This is a genomic window from Pseudomonas asiatica, assembly GCF_009932335.1.
GTDB lineage: Bacteria > Pseudomonadota > Gammaproteobacteria > Pseudomonadales > Pseudomonadaceae > Aquipseudomonas > Aquipseudomonas asiatica.
Genome location: NZ_BLJF01000001.1, coordinates 987965 through 1002955, shown reverse-complemented (window position 1 = coordinate 1002955; position 14991 = coordinate 987965). Strand labels below are relative to the sequence as shown.

15 protein-coding genes are annotated in these 14991 nt (G+C 64.1%); 7 read left to right on the top strand and 8 right to left on the bottom strand.

What is annotated here, in order from left to right:
• The first annotated feature begins 165 nt into the window (after positions 1-165).
• Entirely contained in the window at positions 166-465 is a 300-nt protein-coding gene (locus GYA95_RS04570) for a PilZ domain-containing protein (protein WP_013971739.1), read from the top strand.
• 167 nt (positions 466-632) lie between these two features.
• On the opposite strand, the gene GYA95_RS04565 is transcribed toward GYA95_RS04570, so the two are convergent.
• Positions 633-1340 (bottom strand): MlaA family lipoprotein, encoded by a 708-nt coding sequence (locus tag GYA95_RS04565; RefSeq protein ID WP_015269550.1) that lies wholly within the window; start codon positions 1338-1340, stop codon positions 633-635.
• A gap of 200 nt (positions 1341-1540) precedes the next feature.
• Between GYA95_RS04565 and GYA95_RS04560 the strand changes: the two genes are divergently transcribed.
• Both GYA95_RS04560 and GYA95_RS04555 read left to right on the top strand, forming a co-directional pair.
• Entirely contained in the window at positions 1541-2104 is a 564-nt protein-coding gene (locus tag GYA95_RS04560; protein WP_015269549.1) for a hypothetical protein, read from the top strand.
• A gap of 122 nt (positions 2105-2226) precedes the next feature.
• On the top strand, positions 2227-2490 hold the full coding sequence (locus tag GYA95_RS04555; protein ID WP_015269548.1) for a DUF4404 family protein: 264 nt from the start codon (positions 2227-2229) through the stop codon (positions 2488-2490).
• Positions 2491-2636: 146 nt separating this feature from the next.
• Here GYA95_RS04555 and queF read toward each other — a convergent pair whose 3' ends face one another.
• Positions 2637-3467, bottom strand: coding sequence for an NADPH-dependent 7-cyano-7-deazaguanine reductase QueF (gene queF / locus GYA95_RS04550; RefSeq protein WP_161551240.1), 831 nt, complete (start codon positions 3465-3467; stop codon positions 2637-2639).
• Between the two features lie 264 nt (positions 3468-3731).
• Between queF and cinR the strand changes: the two genes are divergently transcribed.
• Both cinR and GYA95_RS04540 read left to right on the top strand, forming a co-directional pair.
• Positions 3732-4412 (top strand): two-component system response regulator CinR, encoded by a 681-nt coding sequence (gene cinR / locus GYA95_RS04545; RefSeq protein WP_015269546.1) that lies wholly within the window; start codon positions 3732-3734, stop codon positions 4410-4412.
• Positions 4409-5761: a heavy metal sensor histidine kinase gene (locus tag GYA95_RS04540; protein WP_043935476.1), complete on the top strand. Its 1353-nt coding sequence runs from the start codon at positions 4409-4411 to the stop codon at positions 5759-5761. The genes cinR and GYA95_RS04540 overlap by 4 nt, the downstream gene beginning before the upstream one ends.
• A gap of 218 nt (positions 5762-5979) precedes the next feature.
• On the opposite strand, the gene GYA95_RS04535 is transcribed toward GYA95_RS04540, so the two are convergent.
• The 3 genes from GYA95_RS04535 to GYA95_RS04525 form a co-directional block, all read right to left on the bottom strand.
• Positions 5980-7221, bottom strand: coding sequence for a lipoprotein-releasing ABC transporter permease subunit (locus GYA95_RS04535; protein ID WP_015269544.1), 1242 nt, complete (start codon positions 7219-7221; stop codon positions 5980-5982).
• A gap of 61 nt (positions 7222-7282) precedes the next feature.
• Complete coding sequence (lolD, locus tag GYA95_RS04530) at positions 7283-7966, bottom strand: lipoprotein-releasing ABC transporter ATP-binding protein LolD (protein ID WP_169774647.1); 684 nt, start codon at positions 7964-7966, stop codon at positions 7283-7285.
• 7 nt (positions 7967-7973) lie between these two features.
• The gene (locus GYA95_RS04525; protein WP_015269543.1) at positions 7974-9224 is read right to left on the bottom strand and encodes a lipoprotein-releasing ABC transporter permease subunit; all 1251 of its coding nucleotides are present in this window, start codon (positions 9222-9224) and stop codon (positions 7974-7976) included.
• A gap of 93 nt (positions 9225-9317) precedes the next feature.
• Here GYA95_RS04525 and GYA95_RS04520 point away from each other — a divergent pair, with 93 nt between their 5' ends.
• Positions 9318-9902 (top strand): PilZ domain-containing protein, encoded by a 585-nt coding sequence (locus GYA95_RS04520; RefSeq protein ID WP_013971728.1) that lies wholly within the window; start codon positions 9318-9320, stop codon positions 9900-9902.
• 31 nt (positions 9903-9933) lie between these two features.
• Positions 9934-10656 (top strand): glycerophosphodiester phosphodiesterase, encoded by a 723-nt coding sequence (locus tag GYA95_RS04515; RefSeq protein WP_015269542.1) that lies wholly within the window; start codon positions 9934-9936, stop codon positions 10654-10656.
• Between the two features lie 42 nt (positions 10657-10698).
• On the opposite strand, the gene sthA is transcribed toward GYA95_RS04515, so the two are convergent.
• The 3 genes from sthA to GYA95_RS04500 form a co-directional block, all read right to left on the bottom strand.
• Complete coding sequence (sthA, locus tag GYA95_RS04510) at positions 10699-12093, bottom strand: Si-specific NAD(P)(+) transhydrogenase (protein WP_015269541.1); 1395 nt, start codon at positions 12091-12093, stop codon at positions 10699-10701.
• A gap of 202 nt (positions 12094-12295) precedes the next feature.
• Positions 12296-13294, bottom strand: coding sequence for an FAD:protein FMN transferase (locus GYA95_RS04505; protein ID WP_043936093.1), 999 nt, complete (start codon positions 13292-13294; stop codon positions 12296-12298).
• A 210-nt stretch (positions 13295-13504) separates the two neighbouring features.
• Positions 13505-14968 (bottom strand): glyceraldehyde-3-phosphate dehydrogenase, encoded by a 1464-nt coding sequence (locus GYA95_RS04500; RefSeq protein ID WP_043935474.1) that lies wholly within the window; start codon positions 14966-14968, stop codon positions 13505-13507.
• Positions 14969-14991: the final 23 nt, after the last annotated feature.

Below are 14991 nucleotides of genomic sequence, written 5' to 3'. Positions count from 1 at the left end.
GGCAACTGTCTGGCAACTGCGAGAGCTACCTTGTAAGGCGCAGACGGTACTCCCATCCGGCAGGCGTTTCAAGCATGCAAGGGTCGACCCCGGCGCACTTTACAGGGCAAATCACCGAGAGTTATAAGAAAGTCGACCAGCGCAACCCGACGGGAAGGATGCAGCATGCCCCACACGCCCTCCAGCCATGGCGAGAAACGCGATTTCATCCGCATGCGCATTGACACCGAGGTCAGCCTTCTGCACGAAGGCCAGGTGATCGCGGCAGTGTGCCTTGACCTGTCCAGCGGCGGCATGCAGGTGCAGGCACCGCAGCGCTTCCAGGTGGGGGACCATATCGAGGTACGGATCGAGTCCGAGCATCCGGCGCTGAAAGGGCTGCACGCCAGCACGGAAGTGGTGTGGATTGCCGACCAGCCGGGCGGGCAGCAGAAGTTCGGGTTGCGGATTGTGGCGATGCATTGATGGCCCTGCTGGCCCCCCCCTGTAGGAGCGGCCTTGTGTCGCGATGGGCTGCGCGGCAGCCCCCGGATTCAGCTTCGCCGCATGAGTTGCCGGGGCCGCTTTGCGGCCCTATCGCGACACAAGGCCGCTCCTACACGGGGACTGCACAGGACCAAGCACGTGCAGGATCAGAAGTCGTCTTCGACCTCGCCATCCTTGACCTTGAACTCGCGGTTCTGCAGGTAGGCGTTGCGAATGAAGATGTACTTGTCACCCTGGATCAGCTTCTCTGCCGACAGCAGGTCGGCGCGGGTGTCGATGATGTCCAGGGCAAAGATCGAATTGCGCGTCGGCACATGGTCGATGTAGCGGTAGGGTTTGGTGTAGGTATCCGGGTACTTGGCCACGCCGTCACGCACGGTGCTCGGGCCCAGCAGCGGGATGACCACGTACGGGCCGCTCGGCACGCCCCAGTAGCCGAGGGTCTGGCCGAAGTCCTCGTCGTTGCGCTGCAGGCCCATCTTGGTACCCACGTCGAAGAAGCCGCCCAGGCCGAAGGTGGTGTTGACGATCAGCCGCGCAGTGTCCACGCCCGCCGCATGGGGCTTGAACTGCAGCAGGTCGTTGGCCAGGTTGGTCACGTCGCCCAGGTTGCGGAAGATGTTGTGGATGCCATCCTCGAGGAACTGCGGGGTGACCGCCTGGTAGCCCTTGGCCAATGGCTTGAGGGCATAGGTGTCGAGGGTATCGTTGAAACGGAAGATCGGGCGGTTGACCGCTTCCCAGGGATCTTCCTCGGTGGCTGCCTGGGTGGCTGCCACGGGCGCCAGCAGCATGCTGGCGCAGACACAGGCCTGGGTGACTCGTTCGATCACACTGGCACCGATCCTACGCATAGGTGTTTCTCCATCGAATTTCTCGGCCGCAAGCGCAAACGGGTGCGCTGCTGTACGGCGGCAGTATAGAGGCTTGCGGGCTGATAAACAGCTTTACACATCTCTGCTCAATATTTTGTGAACAACTGTTGCGCGGTGCCGGTTGTCACAGGGCGGTAACAATCGCCGAATAGCCTGCGGACTATTTGAGGGAAGTTGCCATGGACAATGCACCCGCCTTCACCGCTGTGCTATTCGGCTTGCGCGGCTGCCTGGTGCAAGCCGCCAACGGTACCCCCTCGCCCGCCCCCGGCGCGCTAGCCACCCTCGCCAGCCTGCGCCAGCGCCAGGTGCCGTGCATCTGGCTGGACGACCTCGACGCCCCCCAAAGCAAGCGCCTGGCGCACGTACTGCCCGCCTGGCTGCCGGGGCATTCGGTGAACGGCGTGCGCTGGCCGGCGCCGAACGCCTGTTGGCAGGCCCTGATGACGCTGGACAGCGAACGCCTGGACGGCTGCGTGCTGGTCAGCGGCGACCCACCCCTGCTGCAGTCTGGCCTGAACGCGGGGCTGTGGACGGTGGGGCTGGCTGCCTGCAGCCCGTTCTGCGACCGCAGCTCGCGGCAATGGCAAGCCTTGACCCCGCAGGAGCAGGACCTGGCCCGTGGCAAGGCGACGCTGGAACTGTTCAGCCTGGGCGTGCACTCGGTCATCGACCACCTGGAAGCGCTGGACACCTGCCTGCAGGACATCGCCCAACGCCGGCGCAAGGGCGAAAAACCCTGATACAGCACCATTGACGCGGATCATGCAAAGCAACGGCAGGTGGATTACGCTGAAGACAGGCCAGAACCTTTGCCGCTTCGCTGAGGTCCATGGCTTGCCAAGCCATTGATGGAGAACTGCCAATGCCTGCCCGCGAATTGCAAGAGCGCCTGAACAGCTTGCGCGAGCAACTGGACCGCAACGTGCCGCTTTCGGACGAGGAACTGGCCGCGCTGCACGAAGAAGCGCGCCAGATCGAGGCGCAACTGAAGCTTGAGGAAGCCACGCCAGACCATAACCTGGTGGACGGCGTGAACCTGGCGATCGAACGCTTCGAGGCCGACCACCCCGACCTCACCGCTACCCTGCGCAGCATTGCCAACTCGCTGCACAGCATGGGGATCTAGAAATACTGGGGCCGCTTTGCGGCCCTATCGCGACACAAGGCCGCTCCTACAGGTACAGCGCAAGCCCCAAATCTTGCGCTGTACCTGTAGGAGCGGCCTTGTGTCGCGATAGGGGCGCGAAGCGCCCCCCGGCGTACTTGCGAACCTTACTGCCGAACCAGGCGCTTGTTGTCCGGGCTGATCGCCCTCGTGCTGCGGTAAGGGTTGATATCCAGCCCACCCCGGCGCACATAGCGCGCATACACCGTCAAATGCTCCGGCTGCAGCAGGTTCTTCAAGTCCAGGTAGATCCGTTCCACACACTGCTCGTGGAAATCGGCATGCTGGCGGAAGCTGATCAGGTAGGTCAGCAGGCTGGCATGGTCCAGCGCCCTGCCCTTGTACTCGACCACCACGCTGCCCCAGTCCGGCTGGCCGGTGACCGGGCAGTTGGACTTCAGCAGGTGACTGTGCAGGGTTTCTTCCACCTGCCGCTCCGGGTTGCAGTGCAGCAGCTCTGGCTGTGGTTGTTCGTAGTTGCTGATGGCAACGTCCAGCGCATCGATGCACTGCCCCGGCAACGCCACCACGCCTTGGGCCTCGACCTCGGCCAGGATGCGCACTTTCACGCCCACCGGCTTGCCGGCGGCGGCGGACAGGTCTTTCTCCAGGCACGCCTGCAGCTCGCCAAGCGAGGCGAACACCGTCTGGTTCAACGAGTTCAGATACAGCTTGAACGACTTGGACTCGATGATGTTCGGCGAATCGGCGGGGATAGCGAACTCGCCGATCGCCACCACCGGCTTGCCCGAAGGCAGCAGCCAGCTCAGCTCGAAGCAGTTCCAGTAATCCACACCCTGCCACGGCAAGGTCTGGGCGGTAACGCCCAGCTCGGCCCACTTGGCGGTACGCGGGATCGGGAACAGCAGCTCCGGGGAATAGGTGGCAATGTATTCGCTGGATTTGCCCAGCGGGGAATGTTCGGCAGCGGGATGCATGGAAACTGACCTGAAGGTTCGAAATTGCCCCTAGTCTACCGGTTTTGCACCCCACCTTGGAGCGCAAGTCAGCGGTATTACATCTTCGTCAGTTTGGGGCGAGCGGGTGCATCGTCACGTATCATCTCAGCATCACCCGGTCCCTGTAGGAGCGGGTTCACCCGCGAACACCGGCAAAGCCGGTGCCATGCACCGTGTTGAATTCTTCGCGGGTAAACCCGCTCCCACAGGGTTTTGTGCCGTTTGCTGGAGTCAATTCACCCAATGAAACTGCTGATCGTCGAAGACCAGGCCCGGACCGGCCAGTACCTGAGCCAGGGCCTGAACGAGGCCGGCTTCGCCACCGAACTGGCCACCGACGGCGAGACCGGCCAGTTCCTCGCCCTGACCGGTGACCACGACCTGCTGATTCTCGACGTGATGCTGCCCGGCCGTGACGGCTGGCAGATCCTCCAGGCCGTGCGCCAGGCCGGCCTGGACACCCCGGTGCTGTTTCTCACCGCCCGCGATGCCGTGGAGGACCGGGTGCACGGCCTGGAGCTGGGCGCCGATGATTACCTGGTCAAGCCGTTTGCCTTCTCCGAACTGCTGGCGCGGGTGCGCAGCCTGCTGCGCCGGGGCACCAGCCCCAGCCAGGACACCACCCTGGGGCTGGCCGACCTGCGCCTGGACCTGATCCGCCGCCGCGCCGAGCGCGCCGGCCAGCGCATCGACCTGACCGCCAAGGAGTTCGCCCTGCTTGAACTGCTGCTGCGCCGCCAGGGCGAGGTGCTGCCCAAATCGCTGATCGCCTCGCAGGTGTGGGACATGAATTTCGACAGCGATACCAATGTGATCGAAGTGGCGATCCGCCGCCTGCGCCTGAAGATCGACGACCCGCACCCCAACAAGCTGATCCATACCGTACGCGGCATGGGCTATGTACTCGAAGAGCGCGCGGAGTGATGCGCCAGGTCTCCCTCGGCAGCCGCCTGGCCCTGCTGTTCGCCGCCTGCACCGCCGCTGTCTCGCTCGGCGCGGGCCTGATATTCAGCCGGGCCAGCGAGCAGCACTTCGTGGAACTGGACCAGCAGCTGCTGGACTCGCGCCTGTCGCTGTTCCGCACCCAGCTGGCCGGCATCTCCACCCCGGCCGAGCTGCAGGCGCGCCTGCCCGCCTTGCGCGATGAACTGGGCCACCAGGCCGACCTGGCCCTGCGCATCAACGGCAGCGACGGCGCCACCTGGTTCGAAAGCCGCACAGGCCTGCCCCGGACACCGCTGCCCGACGGGCTGGCAACCCTGCATGCGCAAGGCACCGACTACCGCAGCCTGGCCGTGCACCTGGCGCAAGGCGCCCCGCAGTCGCCACAACTGACCCTGTACCTCGACATCACCCATCACCAGCACTTCCTGCAGGGCATGCAACGGCTGATCTGGCTGACGGTGGGCCTGTCGGCGCTGGCCACGGCGCTGCTCGGTGCCTGGGCTGCACGCCGCGGGTTGCGCCCATTGCGGCAGATGGGCCAGGTGGCTGCCAGCGTGTCGGCGCGCTCGCTCACCACCCGCCTGCCGGTGGCACAGATGCCCGAAGAGCTGGCCGAGCTGGCGACGGCCATGAACGCCATGCTGCAGCGCCTGGACGATGCCTTCCAGCGCCTGTCGGCATTCTCTGCCGACATCGCCCACGAGCTGCGCACGCCGCTGTCCAACCTGCTGACCCACACCCAGGTCACCCTCACCCGCCCGCGCAGCCTCGAAGAGTACCGCGAAGCCCTGCACGGCAACCTCGAGGAACTGCAATGGATGGCGCAGATGATCAACGACATGCTGTTCCTGGCCAAGGCCGACCATGGCCTGCTGGTGCCGGGGCAAGCACCGCTGGTGCTGCATGAGGAGGTGGATGCGCTGCTGGAGTACTACGCGCCGCTGGCAGAGGACAGCGGCGTGCAGATGCTGCGCGAGGGTGAGGCGCTGCTGCAGGGCGACCGGCATATGCTGCGCCGGGCGCTGTCCAACTTGCTGGACAATGCCTTGCGCTTTACCCCGTCGGGTGGGCAGATAAAGGTGACATTGGGGCCAGGGCCGAGGGTTGGCGTGGCCAATACCGGGGCGGCTATCGAGCCGGCAGTGTTACCACGGTTGTTCGACCGCTTCTACCGGGTGGACCCGGCGCGGCGGGAAGGCAGTAGCGAGCATGCCGGGTTGGGGTTGGCGATTACCCGGTCGATCGTGCAGGCCCATGGTGGGCGCATCAGGGCGGAGTGTGCGGACGGGTGGACGCGATTCGTGATCGATTTCACTGAAGACCAGTGACATCGGGGCTGCTTTGCAGCCCATCGCCGGCAAGCCAGCTCCCACAGGTACAGCGCAGGTCTTGAGCTTGATGCAATCCTGTGGGGGCGACCGTCTTGTACTGCCTGTACTGGCCTCATCGCTGGCAAGCCAGGCTCCTACAGGGACTGCGCAGGGCTTGAGGCCGATGCGGTCGGGGTGGGAGCTGGCTTGCCGGCGATGAGGCCCTCAACAGTCACTCAAACTGCCAGGCCAATCGCCGGCTGCACCTGCGATGCCCGATAAGCCGGGTAAATGGTCGCCAGGAAGCTCATCACCAACCCGGCAGTGCAGATGATCGCCACATCGCCCCACTGCAACTGCGACGGCAAGCTGCTGACGAAGTACACATCCGAAGTAAAGATGTGCTGCCCGCTCACCCGCTCCAGCCAACCGACGATCTGGCTGACGTTGAACGCCGCAACCACCCCAAGCACGCCACCGATCAGCGTCCCGACAATACCGATCAGGCTGCCCTGGACCATGAACGTGCCCATGATCTGCGCCGGCGTGGCGCCCAGGGTGCGCAGGATGGCGATGTCCGGCCCCTTGTCGTTCACCACCATCACCAGGGTGGCGATGATGTTGAACGCCGCGACCGCGATGATCATCAGCAACAGCAGGCCGATCATGGTCTTTTCCATCTTCATGGCACTGAACAGGCTGCCCTGGGTATGCGACCAGTCATCGGCACGGTAGGCATCGCCCAGCCCGGCAGCGATGGCCTTGGACACCTGCGGCGCGGCATACAGGTCGTGCAGTTTCAGGCGCACGCCCTGCACCTGGCCCGGCGCCCAGCGCTGCATGGCGCCGGCATCGTCGACGTGAATGTAAGCCTGCGAGCCGTCCAGCTCGGCGCCGACCTTGAAGATACCGACCACGGTCAGGCGCTGCATGCGCGGGGTGATACCGCCCGGCTCCTTGCTGATTTCCGGCACGATCAGGGTCAGTTTGTCGCCGGTATTCAAACGGAAGCGCCGCGCAGTCAGCTCACCGATGACCACGCCGAACTCTCCCGGCTGCAGGTCCTGCAGGCGGCCCTGGACGATATGCTGGCCGACGATCGAGACCTTGCCCTCTTCGGCCGGGTCGATACCGCCGACCTGGATCGGCTGCATCGCGCCCTTGTACGACAGCATGCCTTCCATTTCGGTAATCGGCGCTGCCGCCATCACCGCCGGGTCGCGCATGGCCGCGTCGGCCACCTTGTGCCAGTCGTCCAGTGGCTGCACGCCGAGGATGGCGGCATGCGGCACCAGGCCGAGGATGCGCGAACTCATTTCGCGCTGGAAACCGTTCATCACCGACAGCACCACGATCATCGCCAGCACGCCCAGCGACAGGCCGATCATCGAGGTCATCGAGATGAACGAGATGAAGTGGTTGCGGCGCTTGGCTCGGGTGTAGCGCGCGCCGATGAAGATGGGCAAGGGTCTGAACATGTACGGAAACACCCAATGAAAACAGGAAAACGGGGCGGCACCGGCCACCCCGTGCAGTCGATCAGATCGCCACCAGGTGGCCGTCGTCGAGCTTCAATACACGGTCCATCTGGCGCGCCAGGTTGAGGTCGTGGGTGACCACCAGGAACGCCGTGCGCGACGCGCTGGACAGTTCCTGCATCAACTCCTGGATGCCCTGGGCGGTGTGGTGGTCGAGGTTGCCGGTCGGCTCGTCGAGCATTACCAGGCCGGGGCGGTTGACCAGTGCGCGGGCAATCGCTACCCGCTGGCGCTCACCACCGGACAACTCGGCCGGCTTGTGGTTGAAGCGGTGGGCCAGGCCAACACGCTTGAGCAGCGCCTCGGCACGCTCACGGGCCTCGGGGATCGGCGTGCGGCCGATCAGCAACGGCATGCACACGTTTTCGATGGCAGTGAATTCCGGCAGCAAGTGGTGGAACTGGTAGACAAAGCCCAGCTCGCGGTTGCGCAACAGGCCACGGGCACGCTCGCCCAGTGCCGACAGCTCCTCGCCGGCCAGCCAGACGCTGCCCTGGGTCGGCCGGTCGAGGCCGCCCAACAGGTTGAGCAAGGTACTCTTGCCCGAGCCGGAGCTACCTACGATGGCTACCCGCTCACCGGCGTGCAGCTCGAGGTTGAGCCCGGACAGCACCTGCACCGACTCCGGGCCCTCGTCGTAGGACTTGCCCAGGTTGCGGCAACTCAGAACGGCTTTATCACTCATGCGCGACTCACTCATAACGTAGCGCCTCTGCAGGCTGGGTGCGGGCCGCACGCCAGGCCGGGTACAGGGTGGCGAAGAAACTCAGGACCAGCGCCGCACCACAGACCATGTATACGTCCTGGGCCTGGATCTGCGACGGCAGGTAATCGATGAAGTACACGTCGGCGTTGAGGAACTTGTGCCCGATCAGTTTCTCGATGCCGGCGATCACCGCGCTCACGTTCAGCGCGGCGACGATCCCGACCACGGCGCCGATCAGGGTACCGATCACCCCGATCACCGTGCCCTGGACCATGAAGATGAGCATGATCTGCCCAGGCGTCGCGCCCAAGGTACGCAGAATGGCGATGTCGCCACGCTTGTCGTTGACCACCATCACCAGGGTGGAAATGATGTTGAACGCCGCCACCGCCACGATCAGCAGCAACAGCAGGCCGATCATGGCCTTTTCCATACGGATCGCCTGGTACAGGTTGCCGTGGGTGCGGGTCCAGTCACGGCTGTAGAACTCCTGGTCACCCAGGCGCTGGGCGATGTCCCAGGCCACCCGCGGCGCCTGGAACAGGTCGTCGAACTTCAGGCGCAGGCCCTGGACCTGGTCAGGCTTCCAGCGGTGCAGCCGGGACAGGTCGCTGATGTTGGTCAGGCCCAGGTAGCCGTCGATTTCGCCCGCGCCCACGTGGAAGGTACCGACCACGGTGAAGCGCTTCATGCGCGGGAACATGCCGGCCGGGGTCACGCTGACCTCGGGGGCGACGAAGGTGAGCTTGTCGCCGATGCCCACGCCCAGCTTGGCCGCGGCCTTGTCGCCGATCATGATGCCCCACTCGCCCGGCGCCAGCTGGTCCAGGCGGCCTTGCAGGACGAACTTGTCGATGATCGACACTTCGCGCTCGCGGGCCGGGTCGATGCCGTTGAGCAGCACCTTCTGCACCTTGCCTTCGTGGGTCAGCAGGCCCTGCATCTGGGTGAAGGGCGCAACCGCCACCACCTGCGGATTCTGCTTTACTTGTTGGGCAAGGGCCGGCCAGTCGGCAATGGGCTGGCCGCTCTCCAGCGTGGCATGGGGGATCATGCCCAACACGCGGGTACGCATCTCGTGGTCGAAACCGTTCATGACCGAGAGCACCACGATCATCACAACCACACCCAGGGCGAGGCCGATCATCGAGGTCAGGGAAATGAACGAGACGAAGTGATTGCGACGTTTGGCACGGGTATAACGCGTGCCGATGAATGCGAAAAGAGGTCTGAACATGTCGGGGCTTGTTCGGATGAAAGGGAACGTCCTTGTGGCGAGGCGCCTACGGCGGCTTTACACTCGGACCACCGCCGCTACCTTGGGTTCGCCATGACGACATTAGACGAAGAAGATCGCCGCGAATACTACCGCATCGAAGATCGGATCGCACTTCAAATCAGCCCCCTCAGCGCGGCCGAAGCCCTTGACCCAGATGTGTTGCAAGATGATTCGCCTCTGTTCAACCTGCTCAGCGAGCTGCACCTGTCCGACTTCGAGTCGCAGCACCTGCTGCGCCAGCTGAGCGAGAAGGACCGCACCCTCGCCGCTTTCCTGCGCGCACAGAACAAACGCCTCGACCTGCTTAGCGCAGTAGTTGCCCAGACCCTGCTCGGCGAAGTTGGCCAGCCCCAGCCGGTGGTCATTTCCGAGGGCGGCATCGAGTTCGCACAAGCCACAGCGGTTGCCCCCGGCACCCGGGTGAAGGTGAAGATGGTGCTGATGCCGCGCGCCCACGGCCTGCTGCTGCGCGGCAAGGTCACCCATTGCGACCCGCGCCCGGAGGGCGGCTTCGAGGTCGGCACCGAATTCACCGACATGACCGACGCCCAACGGCAATTGCTGGCCCGCTACATCCTGCAACGCCAGCAGCAGCAACGGCGCCAGCAGCTGGAACAGAACGACCCCGCCTCCTGAGCCCATTTTTCTCTGATTTGAAGGAACGAACGTGACCCTGATCTACGGCCACCGCGGCGCCAAGGGCGAAGCGCCCGAGAACACCCTGAAGAGCTTCCAGCAATGCCTCGCCCATGGCGTGACCCGCTGCGAGCTGGACCTGCACCTGTCGGCCGACAACGAGCTGATGGTGATCCATGACCCCACCCTCAAGCGCACCACCGGCAAACGCGGCAAGGTGGTCGAGCACCCGGCCGCCGAGCTGGTCAAGATCGATGCCCGCAAAGGCGGCCCGGGCCACGTCCAGCCCTGCCCGATCCCGAAACTGGAAGAACTGTTCGAGAAATGCCCGTTCGAGCACTGGCAGCTGGAGGTGAAAAGCGCCTCGCGCACCCGTGCCGCCACCACCGTGCTGGCAATCCGCGAACTGGCCCAGCAGTACGGCCTGCTGGACAAGGTGACCATCACCTCCAGCTCACGCGAAGTGCTGGGTGCCGCCCTGGAGCTGGTGCCGGACGTCAAGCGCGGGCTGGTGGCCGAATACGCCTGGCTCGACCCGCTGAAGGTGGCACAGAACTACGGCTGCGAGCTGCTGGCATTGAACTGGACACTGTGCACCCCCGAGCGCCTGCTCAAAGCCCAGGGCCAGGGTTTGCACGTGTCGGTGTGGACGGTCAACGAACCGGCACTGATGCGCCGGCTCGCTGATTTTGGCGTGGACAGCCTGATTACAGACTTTCCCGGTTTGGCCAAGACCACCCTCGGGCAGGGTTGAAATCGGTCTCTCCGACCGGCTCAGGCCACCGGTCGGAGCCGCTCAAAAAAGCCGGTTCAGGCCGTCGTAGGCAGCTACCCGATAGGCTTCGGCCATGGTCGGGTAGTTGAACGTGGTGTTGACGAAGTACTTCAGGTTGTTCTGCTCACCCGGCTGGTTCATGATCGCCTGGCCGATGTGGACGATCTCCGAAGCCTGGTAGCCGAAGCAGTGCACGCCAAGGATTTCCAGGGTTTCGCGGTGGAACAGGATCTTCAGCATGCCCTGCGGCTCACCGGCGATCTGCGCGCGCGCCATGCCCTTGAAGAAGGCCTTGCCCACTTCGTACGGCACCTTGGCCTGGGTCAGTTCCTGTTCGTTGCGGCCGATCGAGCTGATCTCCGGAATGGTGTAGATGCCGGTCGGCACGTCGTTGACGAAGCGCCAGCTGCCATTATCCACGATGCTGCCAGCGGCAGAGCGGCCCTGGTCATGAGCGGCACTGGCCAGGCTCGGCCAGCCAATCACGTCGCCGGCACCGTAGATGTTCGGCACGCTGGTGCGGTAGGCCTCGTCGACCTCGATCTGGCCGCGGCTGTTGACCTTGATACCGATGTTTTCCAGGCCCAGCTTGTCGGTGTTGCCGGTACGGCCGTTGCACCACAGCAAGGCGTCGGCCTTGATCTTCTTGCCCGACTTCAGGTGCAGGATCACCCCGTTGTCCAGGCCTTCGACGCGCTCATACTCTTCGTTGTGGCGCACGGTGATGTTGTTGTTGCTGAAGTGGTAGCTCAGCGCCTGGGAAATTTCCGAGTCGAGGAAGCTCAGCAACTGGCCACGGTTATCCACCAGCTCTACCAATACACCCAGGCCGCTGAAGATCGAGGCGTATTCGCAACCGATCACGCCGGCACCGTACACGATCAGCTTGCGTGGGGTGTGGCTGAGGCTGAGGATGGTGTCGCTGTCGTAGACGCGCGGGTGGTGGAAGTCGATGTCGGCCGGGCGGTACGGGCGCGAGCCGGTGGCGATGATGATGTGCTTGGCGTTGAGCTTTTCCACCACACCGTTCGGGCAGACCACTTCGACGGTCTGCTCGTCGGCGAAGCTGCCGGTGCCGAAGAACACGTCCACGCGGTTACGGGCGTAGTAGCCGGTGCGCGACGCTACCTGCTTGGCGATGACCTTCTCGGCGCTTTTCAGCACGTCCGGGAACGAGAACCAGCGCGGCTCGCCGATGGCACGGAACATCGGGTTGGTGTTGAACTGCATGATCTGCCGCACCGAGTGACGCAGTGCCTTGGACGGGATGGTGCCCAGGTGGGTGCAGTTGCCCCCGACCTGGCGACGGCTATCGACCATCGCCACCTTGCGCCCTGCTTTGGCGGCGTTCATTGCCGCACCTTCTCCGGCCGGGCCGGAACCCAGCACCACTACGTCGTAGTTGTAGACAGCCATGCGTACTCCTTCAGAACTGGCCCGCAAGCCACGGTCGCTCGCGGGGCGCGATCATGCCGCCGGGGCGTCATGAGAAAATTCGGGTGCAGTCTAATCAAGCGTGAACGCCGCGCACATTAACCCTTGGTCGCGTCGTAGGCCAATTTTGCCCGCACTACATGTGTGAACCATTCCCTGGCGGCGATCATCCCTGCTTGCGCTTTCATTCGCCTTTCACTGCCCGTTCGAATGCGGGCGTAGCTCGGGAGACGAAGCCACCCTCGGCCCGAGTCACCAATACCGCGGCCAGGTCATGCGCCACGGCAAAATCCCAGCCACGTTCCGGGCCCAGGATCAACAGCAGCGTCGAATAGCCGTCGGCCTGCAGCGCCGAGGCATCGAGCACGGTGACCGCGGCCAGGTCGTGCTGCACCGGGCGCCCGAGGCGGGCATCGAAGGTGTGCGAATAGCGCCGGCCATTCTCCTCGAAATAGTGCCGATAGTCACCCGAGGTTGATACTGAAAGGCCATTGACCGGGATGATCTGGCGGGCTATCTGGCGATCTTCGCGTGGCAGCTCCAGGGCGATGCGCCATGGGCTGCCATCGGGCTTGCGGCCGGCGGCCTTGAGCTCGCCGGTGGCTTCGGCGACAAAGTTGGCCACGCCCATGGCCTGCAGGCGCGCGGCGATCAGGTCGACGGCATGGCCGGCGGCGATGCTGTTGAAGTCGAGCTTCACCGGGGCGTCCTTGCACAGGGCCTGGCCGTCGATGTGCAGATGCCGGTAGCCCACGCGCTGGCGCACCTGGGCCAGGGCCGACGGGTCGGGCACCTGTTCGTGACGGGCCTGGGGGCCGAACCCCCACAGGTCGAGCAAGGGTTCGACGGTAAGGTCGAAGGCGCCGCCGCTCTGCTCGGCCAGGTGCTGACCAAGGCTGACCAGTTCGAGCATGTCGGGCGGCAGTACCTGGCACTGGTTGGCGGGCAACTGGTTGAAACGGCTGATGGTGGAGTCGCCGCGGTAGGTCGAGTAGTGCTGGTCGATGCCGTGCAGGATGGTTTCGACTGCCGCCTGCACCTGAACCGGCGCCGGGCCGCCGGGTTCGCGCACGTACTGGATGCTGTAGCTGCTGCCCATGGTCGGGCCACCCAGGCGCTCCAGGGTGGGGCCCTGGTTGCAGGCGGTGAGCAGCATCAGCAAGAAACAAAGAAATGCGCGCAATATCGAGATCTCGAATGTCTGTACTGGCCCTTTCGCGGGCACGCCCGCTCCCACAGGTACCCCACTGCCCTCCAGCCCTGTGATATCCCTGTGGGAGCGGGCGTGCCCGCGAAAGGGCCAGTACAGACACAGTAAATGCCCGATCGGTTTATCAGGCGAAAAAAAACGGGAACCCGAAGGTTCCCGTTTTTTCATTGCCTTACAAGCGTATCAGTGCGGAAACGCTGGCGGGTTCACACCGGCCATCTCTTCCATCACACGAACCACCTGGCAGCTGTAACCGAATTCGTTGTCGTACCAGACGTACAGAACAACGCGGTTGTCATTGCAGATGGTCGCTTCGGCGTCAACCACACCGGCGTGGCGCGAACCGACGAAGTCGGTCGAAACCACTTCCTGCGAGCTGACGTAATCGATCTGCTTGTGCAGTTCCGAGTGCATGGCGGTCTGGCGCAGGTACTCGTTGATCTCGTCGCGGCTGGTGGCCTTCTCGAGGTTCAGGTTGAGGATGGCCATCGAAACGTTCGGCGTCGGTACGCGAATGGCGTTGCCGGTCAGCTTGCCCTTCAGCACTGGCAGTGCCTTGGCGGCAGCAGTGGCGGCGCCGGTTTCGGTGATGACCATGTTCAGCGGCGCGGCGCGGCCGCGGCGGCTGCCCTTGTGGAAGTTGTCGATCAGGTTCTGGTCGTTGGTGAACGAGTGAACGGTTTCGACGTGGCCGTTGACGATGCCGTACTGGTCGTTGATGGCCTTGAGCACCGGCACGATGGCGTTGGTGGTGCAGGAAGCGGCCGAGATGATCTTGTCATCGGCAGCGATGTCGCCGTGGTTGATGCCGTGCACGATGTTCTTCAGCGCGCCCTTGCCAGGTGCGGTGAGGATCACGCGGGCAGCGCCCGGGCAGGCCAGGTGCTGGCCCAGGCCGTCGGCATCACGCCATACGCCGGTGTTGTCGACGATCAGCGCGTTTTCGATGCCGTACTGGGTGTAGTCGACTTCGCTCGGGCTCTTGGCGTAGATAACCTGGATCAGGTTGCCGTTGGCGGTGATGGTGTTGTTGGCTTCGTCGATGGTGATGGTGCCATCGAACGGGCCGTGCACCGAGTCACGGCGCAGCAGGCTGGCACGCTTGACCAGGTCGTTCTCGGCGCCCTTGCGCACGACGATGGCGCGCAGGCGCAGGCCGTCGCCACCACCGGTCTTCTCGATCAGGATGCGCGCCAGCAGGCGGCCGATGCGACCGAAACCGTACAGCACAACGTCGGTGCCCTTGCGCGCCGAAGCGTTCTGCTGGCCAACTACCGCGGCCAGTTCTTCACGGACGAACTGCTCGGCAGTGCGGCCATTGCCTTCCTGCTTGAACTTGTTGGCCAGCTTGCCCAGGTCGACCGAAGCGGCGCCCAGTTTCAGCTCGCTCATGGCCTTGAGCAGGGGGAATGTCTCGTGGACGGACAGTTCGGTTTCGTCGGCTTGACGATGACGCGCAAAGCGGTGCGCCTTGAGGATCGAGATAACCGAACGGTTGATCAGGCTACGGCCATAAATCGAGCTCACCACGTTGTTGTTGCGGTAGAGCTGACCGATAAGCGGGATCATCGCTTCAGCCAGGGCTTCACGATCGATCCACTCACCAAGACACTGGTCGGGCTTCTGAGTCACGGGAACCTTCCACATGTAGGGACAGAAAAAAGGGGCTA